14 protein-coding genes are annotated in these 17,580 nt (G+C 53.2%); 4 read left to right on the forward strand and 10 right to left on the reverse strand.

Annotation, left to right across the window (positions count from 1 at the left end):
* The 9 genes from cybH to AC6I1V_RS02370 form a co-directional block, all read right to left on the reverse strand.
* The gene (gene cybH, locus AC6I1V_RS02330) at window positions 1–693 is read right to left on the reverse strand and encodes a Ni/Fe-hydrogenase, b-type cytochrome subunit (protein WP_302552031.1); all 693 of its coding nucleotides are present in this window, start codon (window positions 691–693) and stop codon (window positions 1–3) included.
* Window positions 694–703: 10 nt separating this feature from the next.
* Window positions 704–2,500: a nickel-dependent hydrogenase large subunit gene (locus tag AC6I1V_RS02335; protein ID WP_486853951.1), complete on the reverse strand. Its 1,797-nt coding sequence runs from the start codon at window positions 2,498–2,500 to the stop codon at window positions 704–706.
* A 2-nt stretch (window positions 2,501–2,502) separates the two neighbouring features.
* Complete coding sequence (locus AC6I1V_RS02340) at window positions 2,503–3,660, reverse strand: hydrogenase small subunit (RefSeq protein WP_486853952.1); 1,158 nt, start codon at window positions 3,658–3,660, stop codon at window positions 2,503–2,505.
* Between the two features lie 421 nt (window positions 3,661–4,081).
* A complete protein-coding gene (locus AC6I1V_RS02345) occupies window positions 4,082–5,431 on the reverse strand; it encodes a sugar transferase (protein WP_486853953.1) in 1,350 nt (449 codons plus the stop codon).
* A gap of 23 nt (window positions 5,432–5,454) precedes the next feature.
* Window positions 5,455–6,573: a glycosyltransferase family 4 protein gene (locus AC6I1V_RS02350; RefSeq protein ID WP_486853954.1), complete on the reverse strand. Its 1,119-nt coding sequence runs from the start codon at window positions 6,571–6,573 to the stop codon at window positions 5,455–5,457.
* Between the two features lie 72 nt (window positions 6,574–6,645).
* Window positions 6,646–7,842 carry a DNA polymerase IV gene (locus tag AC6I1V_RS02355; RefSeq protein ID WP_486853955.1) on the reverse strand — a complete coding sequence of 399 codons (1,197 nt, stop codon included), beginning with the start codon at window positions 7,840–7,842 and terminating at the stop codon, window positions 6,646–6,648.
* Window positions 7,843–8,259: 417 nt separating this feature from the next.
* Window positions 8,260–8,736: a hypothetical protein gene (locus AC6I1V_RS02360; RefSeq protein ID WP_486854672.1), complete on the reverse strand. Its 477-nt coding sequence runs from the start codon at window positions 8,734–8,736 to the stop codon at window positions 8,260–8,262.
* A 16-nt stretch (window positions 8,737–8,752) separates the two neighbouring features.
* Window positions 8,753–10,087: a vWA domain-containing protein gene (locus AC6I1V_RS02365; RefSeq protein WP_486854673.1), complete on the reverse strand. Its 1,335-nt coding sequence runs from the start codon at window positions 10,085–10,087 to the stop codon at window positions 8,753–8,755.
* Between the two features lie 4 nt (window positions 10,088–10,091).
* Window positions 10,092–11,081, reverse strand: coding sequence for an AAA family ATPase (locus AC6I1V_RS02370; protein WP_486854674.1), 990 nt, complete (start codon window positions 11,079–11,081; stop codon window positions 10,092–10,094).
* A gap of 236 nt (window positions 11,082–11,317) precedes the next feature.
* On the opposite strand from AC6I1V_RS02370, the gene AC6I1V_RS02375 reads away from it, so the two are divergent.
* A complete protein-coding gene (locus tag AC6I1V_RS02375; RefSeq protein WP_486854675.1) occupies window positions 11,318–12,058 on the forward strand; it encodes a sulfite exporter TauE/SafE family protein in 741 nt (246 codons plus the stop codon).
* Window positions 12,059–12,456: 398 nt separating this feature from the next.
* On the forward strand, window positions 12,457–14,175 hold the full coding sequence (locus tag AC6I1V_RS02380) for an amidohydrolase (protein WP_497736825.1): 1,719 nt from the start codon (window positions 12,457–12,459) through the stop codon (window positions 14,173–14,175).
* A 77-nt stretch (window positions 14,176–14,252) separates the two neighbouring features.
* Here AC6I1V_RS02380 and AC6I1V_RS02385 read toward each other — a convergent pair whose 3' ends face one another.
* Complete coding sequence (locus AC6I1V_RS02385) at window positions 14,253–14,546, reverse strand: hypothetical protein (RefSeq protein ID WP_302552020.1); 294 nt, start codon at window positions 14,544–14,546, stop codon at window positions 14,253–14,255.
* A 991-nt stretch (window positions 14,547–15,537) separates the two neighbouring features.
* On the opposite strand from AC6I1V_RS02385, the gene nifU reads away from it, so the two are divergent.
* Window positions 15,538–16,386 (forward strand): Fe-S cluster assembly protein NifU, encoded by an 849-nt coding sequence (nifU, locus tag AC6I1V_RS02390; RefSeq protein ID WP_486854677.1) that lies wholly within the window; start codon window positions 15,538–15,540, stop codon window positions 16,384–16,386.
* On the forward strand, window positions 16,383–17,543 hold the full coding sequence (nifS, locus tag AC6I1V_RS02395; protein ID WP_486854678.1) for a cysteine desulfurase NifS: 1,161 nt from the start codon (window positions 16,383–16,385) through the stop codon (window positions 17,541–17,543). The genes nifU and nifS overlap by 4 nt, the downstream gene beginning before the upstream one ends.
* Window positions 17,544–17,580: the final 37 nt, after the last annotated feature.

Here is a 17,580-nt window from a genome sequence, read left to right on the forward strand (position 1 = left end):
TCAGCCTCCCTTTCCTGAGCGCAGCAGCCGGAATCCGCTGAACATGGTCGAGACGAGCGTGGACTTGCCCATGATTTCTTCACGGATGACCATATACAAGTGAATGATGATGAAGCACATGAGGAACAGCATACCCAAGCGGTGGTAGCTGTGCAGATCCCGCCCGCTGTCGCCGATCCAGTAAATGAAGTCCACCACCAGATGAAACGGCTGGAGGATGACCGAGTCGGACGATTGGACGTACATGCCGAAGCCCGTCAGGATCATGATGATGAGCAGGTTGATGCAGGTCATCATGCCGAGCTGGGCCAACGGATTATGCCCGATGTGTTCGCGCGGGGTTCTGTCAAGAAACAGATACCAGCGGAAGTCCGACAGCAGATCCTGCCACCAGCTTTTTCTCCAGAACGGAATGACGAAGACCTGTCTGGAATACTTGTTGCCGAAGAACGCGAAGATGATGCGCCAGAGCAGGCCGATGGCGATGATGAACCCGGCGATGAAGTGGGCCATACGGGTATAGCCCATATAAAAAAGGTAGGTCGGATCGCCGTCCAGCGAATGCCACGGCTTGCCGATGATATACCCCGTTGGAATGAGCACAAGGAATGACAACACCATGCTCCAGTGCCAGATGCGGATCGGCAGCTGGAAGACATAGATGGGTTTCCCTTCCTGAATAGGTTCGTTCATGGCGTCCTCCTTAGTCCATATGGACCGTCAGCAGTTCGCTGCCGTCCGGCCCCAAGACGTGCGTCGCACAGGCAAGGCAGGGATCAAAGCTGTGGAGCGTCCGCAGTATTTCCAGCGGCTGCTTGGGTACATCCATCCTTGTGCCGAGCAGGGCGGCCTCATACGGGCCGAGTTGTCCGCCGTCGCTGCGCGGTGCGGCGTTCCATGTGGTCGGGACGACGCACTGATATACGTCCACCTTCTTGTTTTTGATGACCGTCCAGTGGCCGAGCGCGCCGCGGGGGGCTTCGGTGAAGCCGACGCCGCGGGCTTCCTGCGGCCATGTGTCGGGATCCCACTTGTTGGTGAAGACGGCGGTGCTGTCTCCGTTCTTGAGGTTCGTTATGAGCTTGTCGAAAAAGACCTGCATGGTGTCGGCCGCCCAATGCGCTTCCTGCGCCCTGGCGAGGATACGGCCCATAGTCGATTGCAGCGATGTGACGGGCGACCCGATCCGGGCGCACAGATCGTCGACGCGGGCGACGATGTCCGGCTGCTTGAGCTGGTAGGCGATAAGTGTCCTTGCCAGCGGCCCCACTTCCATCATGTTGCCGCGCCAGCGGGGTGTCTTGATCCACGAATAGGGCGCGTTTTCATCAAGCTGCTTGATGTCCGTCCTATTGCCCTTGGTTGCGGGGCCAAGCTCGAAGTGAGGCACTGTTTCGCCCTGATAGGGATGCAGGGAAGTAATGCCCTTGGGATACGTGTACCATGAGCGTCCGACTTCTTCACGGATCTGATCCTCGTCGGACAGGTCGACGGGCAACACTTCATTGAAGTTGCCGTTGATGATCGCCCCGCCGGGGATGAGCAGGCTTTTTTGCGAGTAGTCGTTGGCGATGGATGGAAACGCCCCATACGCCAGCAACGACTGGTTGGAAAGGCCCGTGCCGAGATGCAGCCATTCAGGATAGAATTTGGCGAGGGCGATGCTGTCGGGAAGGAGCACCTGTGCCGAGAATTCACGGCAGCGTTTGATGATCGACTGGACGAGCTCAAGACGCTCCATGTTGATGACGTCGGCCCCGCCCTTGGCGTTGATGTTGAGGGCCAGAGGAACGCCGCCCACCAGCCAGTTGGGGTGGGGGTTCTTGCCGCCGAAAACCGTATGGATCTGGACGACGTCTTTCTGAAAGTCGAGAGCCTCAATATAGTGGGCCACCAGCATGAGGTTGGCCTCAGGTGAGAACTTATAGCCGGGATGCCCCCAGTAGCCGTTTTTGAAAATGCCGAGCTGTCCGGTGGAGATGATGCGGACCAGTTTTTCCTTTACGGAGGCGAAATAGCCGGGGGAGGACTGCGGCCACGGCGAAAGGCTTTGGGCAAGCTTGGATGTTTCTTTAGGATCGGCCTTGGAAGCGGAAACCACGTCGATCCAGTCCAGCCCGCCGAGCTGGTAGAAGTGCACCAGGTGGTCATGATACCAGAGGGCCAGTTGCATCAGGTTGCGGATGATGTTCGCGTTGTCGGGGATGTCTATCTTGAGTGCGTCCTCGATTGCATGGACGGAGGCGAGCGCGTGCGTGCCTGTACAGACGCCGCAGATGCGTTCCACAAAAGCCCAGATGTCGCGGGGGTCACGGTCTTTAACGATGATTTCCAGCCCCCGGAACATGGTTCCGCATGAGACGGCGTTGGTGATCACGTTATCGTCGTTGATGTTCACTTCGCATCTGAGATGCCCCTCAATGCGTGTAACCGGGTCAACGACGAGACGCCGCCCCGAGTCGTTAACGGTGTATCCCTGCGTTGTGTATTCGTAGGCCATGATCAGTTCCTTTCAGAAGGGGTGGAATCGTTGGAATCGTTTTTTTCAGCCTGTGCGGACTTGGTTTCCTTGGAACAGTCTCTGTCCTTGCCGTAGCGGTGCTTGAGGTGCACGGCGGTACTGATGGCCGCGTGCGTCACCACGCCGGCACCGATGCCGGCGACGGCGGCCACGCCCACAGTTTCGGCCGTCGTGTTGGTTCCGAATTGTGGGATATTGGTGATGCGGTCGTAGAAGGAACCGTGATCCCAGAAATTCTGTTCGGCACAGCCGATGCAGCCGTGGCCGGACTGTATAGGATAGGAAACCCCGTTGTTCCACCGGGTAACGGGGCAGGCGTTGTAGGTCGTCGGCCCCTTGCAGCCCATCTTGTAGAGGCAATAGCCGAGGCTTGCTGCGGCGTCGTCCCATGATTCCACAAACTGCCCCGCGTCGAAGTGGGCGCGGCGCACGCACTGGTCATGCACACGTTTGCCGTAAAAGACCTCTGGGCGACCCTGCGAATCGAGTTTGGGGAGCTGATCGTAGGTGAGAACGTAGGCGACGATGTTGCTCATGACGTCCGGGATGGCGGGGCAGCCCGGAACCTTGATGATAGGCTTGTCGTGGATGACCTTGTGGATAGGGGTTGCCTGCGTGGGGTTGGGGCGGGCAGCCTGCACGCATCCCCATGAGGCGCAGGTCCCCCACGCGACGATGGCCTTGGCTCCGGCGGCTCCGCGCTGGAGTTTGTCCATGAAGGGACGCCCACCGTCGATGCAGTACATGCCTTCTTCGCCCAGAGGCGGATTGCCCTCCACGGCAAGGATGTAGCGTCCCTTGTAGGCGCTGATGGCTTCTTCAAAACATTGCATGGCCTGATCGCCCGCCGCCGCCATGATGGTGTCCTGATAGTCCAGCGCGATCATGGAAAGGATGATGTCGGAAGCCAAAGGATGCGCCGAGCGGATAAAAGATTCCGTGCAACAGGAACACGAAAGGCCATTGATCCAGATGACGGGCAGATACGGTTTGGTTTCCATAGCGTGGGCGATTTCGAGGTGCCCCATTGGGCCAAGGCCCAAGGCAACCGCCGCCATAGAGCAAAATTTCAGGAAATCACGTCGGCAGATACCTCTGCGGCGCAGCACTTCGTACTGGGTTTCCTCTGGGTTGAACATGGGTACATCCTTCTTTGGGTCAGCGTTGCATTCAAGACGTGTCCTTGGCAAAAGGCACATCCGTACGGACGGCTTCTTCTGCCGTATCTGTTTCACACTGAAGCCTTTTCGGGGATGCCCGTCAACCGCATGATAGCTGGATCACTATGATAAATGCGGGATTGGGAGCGTTGAGTCGTTAGAATGTGCCGAGAAAACAAAAGGCTCTGTATAGTATGTGGTTGTTTCATCTCCACAGTACGGTGAAAAATACATCCTTTTTTCCTGTTTTCCCCTTCGGGATCCACGGCTAAGGCATTTTGCCGGTTATCCCTTTGGAGCTTCAAAGAAAAAAGCATCAACCATTTTCTATAACACAGCCAAACAAAAAGGCATACCGAAAAAACGGTATGCCTTTTTTCTGGCGAGAGAAGGGGAAGGGTTAGCGTGCGCCCTTGGGGAAGAGCACCACGCCTATGGTCTTAAGGATGATCCGAACGTCCAGCAGGATGGACATGTTTTTGGCGTAGTACAGGTCATATTCCAGCTTGCGGCGGGCATCCTCGACGGAGGAGCCGTAAGGATAACAGACCTGTGCCCAGCCGGTGACGCCGGGCTTGACCGCGTGGCGCAGGCTGTAGAAGGGGATTTCCTTCTCAAGTTCACTGACGAATTCAGGGCGTTCCGGGCGAGGCCCAATGAGGCTCATTTCGCCTTTGAGCACGTTCCACAACTGGGGCAGTTCGTCGATACGGGTTTTGCGGATGATTTTCCCCACTTTGGTGACGCGGGGGTCGGACTTCATGGCCCAGACCGCACCGTTTTTCTCGGCGTCAGTACGCATGGAGCGGAATTTGTAGACGGTGAAATCCTGCCCGAACAGGCCCACACGACGCTGTCTGTAGATGATAGGGCCGGGAGATTCCGCACGGATGGCAATGGCGGTGAGAATCATGATGGGCGACGTGCAGAGCAGCAGGCCGAGCGTGGCGAACAGGTCGAAAGCCCGCTTGAGGCGGCGCAGGGAACCTCGGGTATTGAGCGAAAAGCCTTCTTCCGTGAGCAGCCATTCCGAGCTGATCTGTGAGACGGGGAGCCGATGCACCATATGTTCACAGAAGGAGCGGACATCGACGATCATCTGCCCGTGCAGCTTGGCATGCAACAGTTCGGTAGCGATGTCTTCATCAATGGGAGCGTCGGGCAGCAAGACAATCATGGTGACGTTCTGCTGTTTGGCGATTTCCTCAACCTGCATGGGGGTGCCAAGATAGGGGATTTCTCTGTCGTTGTCACAATCGCCCACATAACCGACGATATCGGCGTCGGTCAGGGATTCGGAAATGGTTTGCCGGACCTTCCCTGCGCGATCCGTCCCGATGAGCAGGATTCTGGCTTTATGCACAAAACGGCCGATGTGCTTATAGTAGAGCGCACGCCAGCCGAGACAGAACAGAAGGCACAGGCTGAAAAGTAGCAGCAGTGTCTTACGATCGAAACGCCAGTGCTGGAACGCATAAAACGCGGAAGCGGAAGCGATGGCGCCGAGGAAGAAAGCTATAAGAACCCGGCCGGTGGTGTCCTTGAAGTCCTCAGCCCCAATGTTATAGGCATCCAACACATAAAAGAAGAAAAGGTAGGAGGCGACGGTAAACAGCGACGCCCCTGTGTAGTCGTGCAGAACGGAAAGATCCGCGGGCAGCATGACCCATCCGGTAATGCTGAGCGCCGCAAGGATGCAGACGGCATCCAGAACTTTAAACAGCCCTTTGCGATAACCGCTGATAAGCAAGGGAAACCTCCAGTGAGTCCTCGTTAGGAAACCAACTTCATGACGTTGAGGATAAGATCGGCAGCCTTACGGGCATCCAGTTCTGTTTCCGCAATGGCTCTTCCTTCTTTCCCCATACAGGCCGCCAGAGCGCCATCCTCTAAAAACGATTCCAACGCCTTTGCCAAGGCTTCGGGAGTCCGTACAGGCACGAGAAAACCATTCTTCCCGTCGACGACCACATCTCGGCATCCGGGAACATCGGTTGCCACGATGGGACGCCCCATGCTCATGGCTTCCATGAGCGAACACGGCAACCCTTCCCGCCACGATGGAAGAACGATAACATTCGCCTGTCCAACATAGGGACGCACATCACGCGTGACGCCGAGGTATTCAATAATGCCTTCCTGCTCCCATCCCTTAACCGTTTCAAGAGGGACTCCCCCCCTAGAGCTTTCAGGGGCACCAAGGAGCTGGAAACGGGCATTGGGATACCGTTTTTTTACTATCCTGGCCGCTTCCGCATATTCATACAGCCCTTTGGCTTCAAGAAGCCTTCCCACGAGAAGGAATGTAAGGGGAGCTTCGGGAAGAGGCTCCACGGCAAACTTGTCCGTGTCCACTCCCGTACCTTTGGTCATGACGACATGGGCACCGCGCGGGAGGCAATGCCAATCCCGAAACGTCCGGACATCATCCGTATTCTGAAACAATACGGCATTACTAAAAGAAAGCGAAATACGGTAGAGGAAGGAGGCCAGATACGTAAGCATCTTTTTTGTGGGGGTATTGGCCTCAAACATGTATCCGAGTCCCGTAATCATGGCATAACGGGATCGAATGCCCGCCAAAGCCGCCATCGGGATCCCGTAAATAACCGACTTGATGGTGGACGCATATAGGATATCGGCGCGTTCCTCATGGAAAACCTTGTATAGGGCAAAACAAGTTTTCAAGTCATGGACTGGGTTTAGCCCCTTGTTATCCAAAGGATAGTTACGGACATTCGCCCCAAGCCCTTTGAGGGTGGTTTCGGCTTCGGAATCTCCCGCAGGGACGAGGCACGTTACCTGATGCCCTTCTTCCCGCAAGCGGGAGATGAGCACACTCCAAAAGCTGACCAGAAAACTGGCCCTATTATTCATAATAATGATGTTCATGGCAGGAAAGTATAGCAGTGGGCTGAAGAGAAAGGAAGAGGGATAGGACACCTTGCCGTAGAAGGGAAAGAATCAGGTTCGTTTTTTGGGCGGGGCCACCTGTTGGAAGAGGCGCCCGCGTACGACCGATGTTTGGCCGAACTTGTCTTGGAGCTCATCCATGACCTTGTCCAGTTTGATGCGGCGTTCTTCTGTAGCTCGGCTGTCCTTCCCAAGGGTAGGGAGTAATAACTGGTGTGGTGAGCTGTCGAAACCGGAAACGCCTACGCCGATAAGCCGAATTTTCTCCTCAAGACGCATGTGATCGAGCAAATTACACGCTGTCTCATAAATAGATTCCGTAGCGTTAGTAGGGGCATCAAGCGTGACCCTGCGGGTAATGATGCGAAAATCGGCATACTTGACTTTGAGCGTGATTACACGGCCCTGAAGCCGCTGTTTCCGTAGTGTGCGACCTATCCGATCAGCATGGCGAAAAAGCCAGCCCTTAAGGAAGCCTACATCGCGTGTGTCGACATCAAACGTCGTTTCGGCACTTTCTGATTTGGGAGGCGTATAGGGTTCCACTTCTCGTGGATCAATGCCTTGTGCCCGTTCATAGAGGATGATGCCGGCTTTTCCAAAACGACGCTCCCAAAACATTTTAGGATAGCGTAGGACATCGCCTGCTGTCCGGATGGCAAGGTTTTGAAGTTCCCGCACCATTGTTTTTCCCACACCCGGTATTTGTTCCACCGGAAGCGATTGGAGAAAAGCGGACAGCTTATCAGGAAGCAGAATACTGAGTCCATCAGGTTTGTTTAAATCGGAAGCTATTTTGGCAAGAAATTTAACGGGGGCCAGCCCGATGGAGCAGGTCAATCCTCCGGTAACTTCTTTCACTTCGCGTTTGATGCGCCGTGCCATGTCTTCTACAGGGCCGAAGAGTCGCTCCAACCCTGTCGCATCAAGGTAGGCTTCGTCGACGGATGCCTTTTCGACTCGGGGAGAATACGAGCGTAAGACATCAACTACGGTTCGGGAAACTTCGGCGTATCGTGCCATACGCACAGGAACGAGAATAGCATGAGGGCAGAGCTGCAATGCCTGTGCTATGGGCATTGCGGAATGGACGCCGAACTTCCGGACTTCATAGGAAGCCGCACTGACGACCCCTCGGGGGCCGCCTCCACCAACAATAACCGGTTTGCCCCGCAGTTCAGGATGGTCTTTTTGCTCGATGGACGCGTAAAATGCGTCCATGTCCACATGCATAAACCATTTCTGCATCTATGAAATATCCTTACAGTATTTATTCCCCTACGTTATTTCATACCGTCTTTTTTGTTAATCTATTGCTGATCAGAGTTTTTTTCAAGCAAGACTAGCTCTCGACCTATCCTCTATTCCCTTCTACTCACTGTAATAGTATTTCTCTGGCAGATGGAGGGGAACCGTGTACTTGCAGGAAGTTTTGAAATCAAGGTGATGATAGACGACATCCCCCCTGGAAGAGAAAAGCTGTATGGTAGTGAAATTTTGTTAGATAATTATCTTAATAGGATATTACGAAATACAGGAATTAACATTTTTTCTCAGCAATCTACTTTATTACTTCTGTTATCTTCTAGCTCAGTTTGAGGTCTGGCCCTAGGAGGCAATTGGCCGTCGCAGCCCCAGAGCCTTTGAAATTTTCCCCTTGTTTTTTCAGGATGCCTTGGCGTTTTTGGCGAGGGCGAGAAAACGTTCCGCAAGGGCTCCGGGGGCTATGAAACGGCGAGACTCAAAGCTGGTTTCAAGTGCATTCGATTCATTCATGGGCAGGCTGTCATAAGCCGCTTTTAATTCCGCTTCGAAAGCATCACGTAATTTTTTGAAGGATTGTTCGATTTCGGGATAGTTGTTTTCTTCACGCCAAGGAAGGCGCAAGCTTTGTTTCCAGAGGCGTCCTTTGTGGGAAGGGATTTCTAAATCATAGGTTTTTCCAGACATAGGATTCTTTGAGCGTTCATGTTGTCCGGGATAGCAGAATTCCTGCCAAGAATCGGGCGGTTCCGGGATGGTCGAAGCGATGCGGATGAACGGCAGGGCCAACTCTCGTTCATGCTCCTCAAGGGTTACCGTGTAGTGAAGAATAGGGCGGATATTGCCGCGCCGTTTGGTAATATTCCATTCTATACGCATGTCGGTAGTCCTATTGTTAGGCGGATGGAAGTTCTTTGAAATATCCCAGTTCACCAAAAGGTGGCGTTGTCCCGTTCGGCTGTTCGGCGAGCCAGAGGACGGGAAAGGCGGGTTCCTCCGGAAATCTGTCACACTCCAGATCAGTGAACCAGATCATGCAGGTGGGGGTGAGATCGTTTTCTTCAATATACGCGGTAACTGGCCTGTAATCCGTTCCGCCGCCTCCCACCGGGGCCAGCCGTAATGGCAGATCCTGTCGGGTAAATGTTTGGGCGGACTGAACTTGCGTATCATGGAACAAGACGGTCAGGAGAGTGTCGTAGTCTTCCAGAATACCGGACAGTTCGGCACAGAAGATTTCAAGAAGCGTATCATCCACGGATCCAGAGCTGTCCACGGCGAGCACTACATGGGGGATACGGGGTTCCTGCCGCGAAGGCAGATAGATGCCTTGGTAAAGATAGCGGCGATTTGGTGTGGTCCATGTAGAGTCACCATCCGTACAGTTCTCGAGAAAGCGTTGAAGGATACCTCGCCAGTCCAATGTCGGGTGCAGCCGTTTTCGGAACAAACGGAGAAAGCCCGCCGGCATATCTCCCATATGCTTGGCACGCTGCATAGCCTGAACGAGTTCAATGTCGGCTTCCTGCTCCGCCTGCTTTTGCGCTGCTCCGTTGCCGCCGTCCAATACGGGATGATCACGCACTTCTCCTGTAAAGGCCATGGGCTTTGTTTGTTGCCCGTTGCCTTTCTCTTGACTGTGTTCGGAAGCTCCGTGTCCCCCCAATAGTTCGGCCTCGCCGCGTTCTCCTTCTGTGGGCTTTTTTTGATCTTTGGATTCCCCTTTCCCTTCGCCCGATTGTCCCGTACCGCCTTCTGCTTGTTCGGTTTCCTCCTGAACTTCCGGGCGCTCGGCCCCTTTGTTGGGCGGTTCATCCTGAAGGCGGGCCAATTCTGAATACAATGCCTCGGCGGAAAGCCCGGCATAAGACGGATCGTGTGTGGCTCCTTGAGGGAGAGAGAATCCTGCATCCAACAAAAGTTGGTTGACAACAAGATCACAAGCTTTATTCCAGAGCGCCGCATCGCGCCCTTTGCGACGGACGTGATGGGCACAAGCCAAATGCATGACCTCATGCGCCTGCGCCCCTATGAGCGCGGCCTCGGACAATGCGGCGGCGTAAGAGGGGTTAAAGCCAAGAGTACGCCCGTCCGTCCAGAGGTCACTGCATGTGGGATCCGGCTTCAGCTTCAGACGCAGGGCGATGGAGCCGAAAAAAGGATGATCCAATACGAGTGCCGCCCTAGCGCGGATCATGGCAAGATGGGCTTGCCGTTCGAGTGGTGTCATAATGTTACATCAAGACGTGAGCGTTGGCCTGAGCCCAGTCGGCAAAGGCAGATGTATGGACGATACGCTCGTCACGACAGACGGCGTCACGCATGAGCAGAACACCGAATTCAGCGGGCAGGCGTCCGGCATAGGCTACAAGAGCCTTGACGGTTTCAGCGGAAGCTTTTTCTGAAAGGGCTTCACATACGGCATACAGCGCTGCCGGATCATCAGGCACGAGAGCGTCATCCGGATTGTCAAGGATATCTTCCACTGAAGGGAGCTCACGCCAGACGTGAAGGAATCCCATGAATTCAGCCGCCGCGCCATCCCCCACAGTCCCACGGAAGAGCTCATATTCCACATTCGGATCGGGATCGGCATTAAGAATGCCTGACAGGAAAGCCCATGAGCGCGGAGAGGCGAACGCCTTCCCGGAGGAAAGCGGATCAAAGTCATGGAGCAGTTTGGGGCGGAATCGTAGAAAAGCAATTATTTCACGCCGTATACCCGCTTGCTGTGCCCACTGGAACCAATCATCAGGGCAAACATCGAATTCAAGGTGCACCATGCGGTTCGCCAGCGCGGAAGGCATCCGGTGGATAACGGCCTTGTCCTTTTCACGGTTGCCGGCCGCTATGATGCTCCAGCCGTCAGGCAGACGGTACTCCCCGATTCTTCGGTCCAGCACAAGCTGGTAACAGGCCGCTTGAACCAATGGCGGCGCAGCGTTCAGTTCATCAAGGAAGATAATGCCTTGTTCTGGATCATCCGGGCCCGGGAGAAAGGCGGGCGGGCACCATTCCGCACGTCCGTTTTCAAGGCGGGGAAGTCCACGAAGATCGACAGGATCGAGCAGAACCGCTCGTATGTCACGCAAGTCCATACCGCGATCCGCAGCGACTTTCGCCACAACCTGGCTTTTGCCTACACCTGGTGCCCCCCAGAGGAAGACCGCTTGGTGAGCGGAAAGAAGCGTATGGAGCGCTGAGGAAATTTGAGAAGGTGTCATGAAGCCATCCATGAAAGAGGGTCGTTGTTTGCGAAGGACTATAGCTATATGAAAATGAAAGTCAATATCTAAATAGATTTTAGGTCGCATGGGATGGAGGTTGATGAATCCATCATTCTGGAGCAGGATGCTTTCCGTGGACTGTGCGAAGGTTTGTCGGTGGCCTCTCATGCCAGTGACGGCGGATACAGACAGCATCTCAAAAAAATTCCAGTGTGGATGTGTAGGGTATAATTATGGAGTTGTCCTATATTATTACATTTTCCGGTTGGTTCTTGGGGGGCTTTGTTAATATCGTTACGGGGATGGGTGGTCCCATGATTGCCTTGCCGCTCATGGTGCTGTTCATGGATTTTTCCTTGGTTATTTTGGTAGCCTGTCTGTTGTCTGTGCTGACTAATATTTTGCTGGTAATTCGATTCTGGCATTATACTGATTGGAAGGCTGTCTGGATGCTGGTGCTGGGGAGTCTGCCGGGGGTGGGGCTGGGAGTTTGGAGCTTGAAACACATTCCGGCTTTCGGGTTGGAAATTTTTTTAGGGAGCATGCTTATCGCGTTTGCCGTTTGGCAAATGTGGGGTGGCCTCAATTTACGGAGTTCATGGAGAGACGGCGCTCTCGCACGGTTAGGTTGGGGGGCTGCGTCTGGGATGTTTACCGGTGCCGTGGGGTTGGGTGGACCACCGCTGGCGGTATGTGCGTCGATGGCCGGATGGGATAAGAACGTAGCTCGGGCCATCTTCGGGGCATTTTTTATGTTCAGTATCAGTATTGCCGTGATATTTGACATTCTTTATGGGCTGGTCACTCCCGTGGTTATGCAGCACACACTTGTTGGACTTCCAGGTGTATTGTTAGGGACGCTGGTCGGCCTACCTGCTGCGCGCAAGATCCGCCAAGAAACTTTCCGCAGAAGCATGATGTGGATAGTATTGCTGGGGGCCATCTCTTTATTGTTCAAGGCTTTTTTGCATTGAGCGCAGCCTTTTCATAGCTATCGTTACCCGGATATCCATATAGAAGTATATTTTTTTGTTTCTAACTTCCTTAAGTAAGTTGGAAGACATTGAGCGTCTTCCTCCTTTTCTTCGACTTAAGTTTGGACGATGTGATGTCCTTTGTATGGTTTTTACCAATATTTTTTGGATTAATTGAGAAAATAGTAGTTTTTAAAGTGCCATGTTGAGAGGAAGGAGGGCAAAAGCATAGTGACAATAAAACAAAATAATTATAATGAGATGGGTATTAACCCGAAAGACGAAAAAATGGAATTGTAATGCAAAAATGCATTGACAGTGAAAAAAAGAGCAAGTAGGGTTAAACACGTAGTAGGCGTTCCATCTCCCCTCCTTTTTACCCCCTTTGTGAGGTATCCATGATCCGTAGAACGTTTCTAAAAGGTGCGGCTGCTGTTTCGTTTTCTCTCATGGTTTCGCCGGCGTTGACGGCTTTTGCCAAAGATTCGGTGCGTGTCTATTTGGGTGGCCCAATCTTCACCATGAACAAGAACAACGAGATAGTAGAAGCCATCGCGGTGAAGGGTGAGACTATTCTGGCAGTGGGCAATAAGGCCGAGGTCATGGCTGCTGCCGGTTCAGGTGCCACCGTAGTGGATCTTAAGGGAAAGGCGCTTATCCCCGGTATGATTGATGGGCACAGCCATTTTCCCTCAGGGGCTTTTAATGAGTTGACGATGGTCAATCTCAACGTACCTCCTCTTGGGCGTGCGGAGTCGATTGGGGACATGCAGAATCTGCTTAAGGAACGTGCCGCCCAGACGAAAAAAGGGGACTGGATCGTCGGTTATAACTACAACGATTTAGCTATTAAGGAACAACGGCATCCTACCCGTGCCGATCTGGATGCGGTGTCTACTGAGCATCCGATTTTTGTAAAGCATGTGTCTGGCCATTTAGGTGTGGCGAACAGCAAGGCTCTGGAGTTGGCTGGCATTACGGAAGAGACGCCGAATCCTGAAGGCGGTAAGTTCCGCCGTGGTCCAGACGGAAAGCTGGATGGCGTGTTGGAAGGCCCGGCAGCCCAAGCGCCTGTTTCGGCTATTCGTCCCAAACCTACGGCCGCGCAATATGAAGAGGCTGTGCGTCGTGACAGTATGGTCTATGCGGCTGCGGGGATTACGACGGCCAACAATGGCGGCAGCCCCACTGTGGATGACTTTTTCCTCAAGGCCAGCGAAAACGGCGATTTGGGCATTCGTGTGGTCATTTGGCCCAATGGGCGTAATGCCAAGCTGGTAGAAAGCTATGGTGAAAAGCGGCAGGGCACACAGCTTGATAAGGCTGGCAAGGTATTTCTTGGCCCGGCCAAGCTTTTTGCCGATGGTAGCCCGCAAGGTTATACGGCTTGGTTCTCCAAGCCCTACTTTAAGCAGTTGCCCGGTAAGCCGGCAGATTTTCGCGGATTTCCGGTATTCAATTCGCGAGAGGAATTGTTTGCGTTGGTTCAGAAACTCCATGATGCGGGTTGGCAGATTACCACGCACACCAATGGCGACCAAGCCATTCAGGATATGATCGACGCGTACAGTGCCGCTTTGGAAAAGAATCCGCGTAAGGATCACCGCCATATCCTTAACCACTGTCAGTTCTGTCGTCCTGATCAGGTGGTGGCCATTGCCGAAAAGGGCTTTGTGCCTTCCTATTTTGTAACCCACACATGGTTCTGGGGCGATATTCACCGCGATATGGTAGCTGGCCCTGAGCGTGCGGCCCATATCAGCCCTTTGAAGGCGGCATTGGATCATAAGATCACCTTTGCCTTGCATAATGATACGCCCGTGACGCCCATTAGCCCGCTCATGGATGTCTTTTCGGCTGTTAATCGTCTCACGTCCTCAGGGAAGGTGCTTGGCCCTGATCAGCGTATTGGCGTTATGGAAGCTCTGCGCGGCGTAACCATTAACGGTGCCTATATGCAGCGGCTTGAAGACAAGATCGGCTCTCTGGAAAAGGGCAAGCTGGCCGATATGGTTATCTTGGACAAGGATCCCACCAAGGTGGATCCAGTCAAGCTGAAGGACATCATGGTGGAAGAAACCATCGTGGGTGGTAACACGGTTTACAAGCGCGCTTGATGCGCCGTTGTCTAATGTTTATAAAAAGGCCCGCCAAAAGCGGGCCTTTTGTCTATCCATCGTTGTATTGAGACAGCTTAGAAGCTGATGTTATCCAGATGCGCATGCTGGATAAGCTCCGGGATGTCAGTAAATCTTTCGAAATCCCAACTCACAAGCTCAGGATAGGTCAAGTGCTGTAAGCCTTGCGGGTTAGCCGAAATGATGAACCACCGTTGCCCTGAGGAGTCTTCCCCCCATCCAAAGCCGATCACAAGGTCTTCGAGATATTTGGGAAATCCATGATATAGGGCGGTATATTCCGCCACAAAGGCTTCATGGGCTTCTTTAAACGAAGGGTACATCTGACGACCGGATTCCGTACTTGCCATACTGTGCTCCTGTTGTGATCAACCTCATCGTAAGGGACCGCCATCATAAACGCGAGACGTCTGCCAGGCCTTTTGTCACGCTGTTCCCGATCCGCCAAAGAGAATACATACTAGCGGTTGAAGGTACCTTAAAATAGCAGCGAGGTATCTGGAGTGCAAGGCTTTAAGGTAGGCTTCTAGTAATATTTCCCCATGCCGGAACTAGAGTCGGAATATGGACAGATTCGTGTTCGGCTGTGTACGGGGGTAATCCTACCGAAGTCTATATCAGAACGGGGCATATGCATTCTTTAAAACCACATTGCCCTATTCTCCCGAATTTGATGGCGTTGGAGTCGTGGGCAAGGTAGGTGCGAGTGTGCAATGTAGCAAACCCGGTGATAGTTTTTTGTGACGGCTCTTACGGCATGAATAAGAACAACAAAATAGTAGAAGCCATTGTAGTGAAGGGGGAGACCATTCAGTAGTGGGGAGCAAGGCCGAGGTCATGGCTGCTATCGGTTTAGGACGGCGCAATGCGGGGACTTATGCTGAAGAAGTTGTCTGTGACGAGGTTCATTTACCCGATACCGTTACGGGTGGGCAGGGTGCGAGGGTAGGGGGCAGCCGCGTATTCAATAGAGAAAAGACAGGATAGGCTGGTCGTGATCCTTCTCCGAAGAGGTTCATGGCCCTTTTTTTGAAGAGAATGTTTTGGGAAAGCCTGTTCTTTAAAATGGATAAAGTGGTTTTGTTTGATAATATTCATATATAATAAATAGATATCAATATGAATCCTACGCGGTGCCAGCTTGACCTGCTCTGTGAAGCGGTGCATAGATTTCCGAGTAGAACGGATGACAAGAAAATACCTTCCCCCCCCTTCCATTATGGCTGTTAGGGCTTATATGGTATTTTGTCGGGAGAAATCCCTTTAATGAATCGTTATGCTCTCCGGGCGTGGCTCCGGTCGCACCCCGGATTGGTGACCAGTTTTTTTGGAGGACAGCATATGTGGGAATACACGGATACCGTTCGGGAGCATTTCCTGAAGCCGCGTAACGCGGGTGAGCTTGCTGATGCCAACGCCATTGGCGAGGTGGGAAGCCTTGCTTGCGGCGATGCCTTAAAGCTTTTCTTGAAGATCAATGACAAGGGCATCATCGAAGACGCTTCCTTCCAGACGTTTGGTTGTGCCAGTGCTATTGCTTCAAGCTCCGCGTTGACTGAAATGATTAAGGGCAAGACAGTGGAAGAAGCGGCCAAGGTGACCAATAAGGATATTGCGGCGTACCTTGGCGGATTGCCCCGAGAAAAGATGCATTGCTCTGTCATGGGACAGGAAGCCTTGGAAGCAGCTCTGCGCAACTGGCGCGGTGAACCCGCCGAAAAGCAGCATGAGCATGAAGGCAAGCTGGTCTGCAAGTGTTTTGGTGTGACCGATGTTCAGATTCGCCGTGCCATTGAGGAGAACAACCTCAAGACGGTGGAAGAAGTTACGAATTACACCAAGGCTGGTGGCGGGTGCGGTGAATGTCTTGATACTATTCAGGATATTCTTGATGAAGAATTGGGGAAGCCGAAGCTGAAGGAATTTAACCCCGCCCCGAAGTCCATAATGACCAATGTACAGCGTATGCAAAAGGTCATGCAGGCCCTTCAGGATGAAGTACGTCCGCGTCTCGCTGCAGATGGCGGTGATATTGAATTGGTAGATGTCGATGGTCATCGGGTCGTCGTTGCTTTGCGTGGCCTGTGTTCAAACTGCAGTTCCCGTACGGTGACGTTGAAGGATTTGGTTGAGAAGATTCTTTGTGAGCAGGTGGAACCGGAAATTGTGGTTGAAGAGGTGAAGGCATGAGCGTCATCTATCTTGATAACAACGCCACGACCAGCGTAGCGCCGGAAGTTTTTGAAAGCATGGTTCCGTTTTTTACGGAAAAATACGGTAATGCTTCCAGCATGCATACGTTCGGCGGACAGGTGGGCAAGAGCATTCAGGAGGCACGCGAAAAGGTTGCGGCGATGCTTGGTGCGCAGCCTGAAGAAATCGTGTTTACCTCCTGCGGTACGGAAAGCGATTCTACGGCCGTGATGTCCGCTTTGCAGGCGCAGCCTGAAAAAAAGCATGTCATTACGACCCGTGTTGAGCATTCGGCGCTTATCGCCCTAGGGCAGCATCTGGAGCAGAAGGGCTATGAGCTGACGTATCTGGGAGTGGACTCCAAAGGGCGTCTGGATCTGGACGAGCTTTCGGAAGCTATGCGTAAAGATACGGCCATTGTCTCCATCATGTTCGCCAACAATGAAACCGGTACCGTTTTCCCCATTCAGAAGATCGCCGAAATGGTGAAGGAGCGGGGGATACTGTTCCATACCGACGCTGTACAAGCCGCGGGTAAGCTTCCCATTGATTTGGCTAAAATGCCTGTAGATTTTTTAGCGCTTTCCGGACACAAGCTCCATGCTCCCAAGGGGATTGGTGTGTTGTATGTCCGTAAGGGGACGCGCTTCCTCCCGTTCCTTCGCGGTGGGCATCAGGAAAGGGGGCGTCGTGCCGGTACGGAAAATGCGCCGTACATCGTAGGCCTCGGTACTGCATGTGAGCTGGCTATGCGCCACATGACGGATGAAAACACGAGAGTGCCCGCCCTCCGCGATAAGTTGGAAAAGGGACTTCTGGCGGCTATTCCCGATGCCATCGTGAATGGAGATGTGGAAAACCGTCTGCCGAACACGTCCAATATTGCGTTCCAGTATGTTGAGGGCGAAGCTATTCTGTTGCTTATGGATCAGCTCGGCATCTGCGCAAGTTCCGGTTCGGCCTGCACCTCCGGCAGCCTTGAGCCTTCGCATGTGCTGCGCGCTATGGGCGTTCCCTTCACCTTTGCGCATGGTTCCATCCGTTTCTCGTTGTCCCGTTATACGACGGCCACTGAAATCGATTATGTCCTTGAAAAACTGCCGCCCATCATTGAGCAGTTGCGTGCGATTTCGCCGTTTAGGGCAATGAAATAGCAGTCGTCTTTTGGCGGAGAAAGAAAAGGCACCTCAC

Source organism: Bilophila sp. T19-St14 (assembly GCF_059728385.1).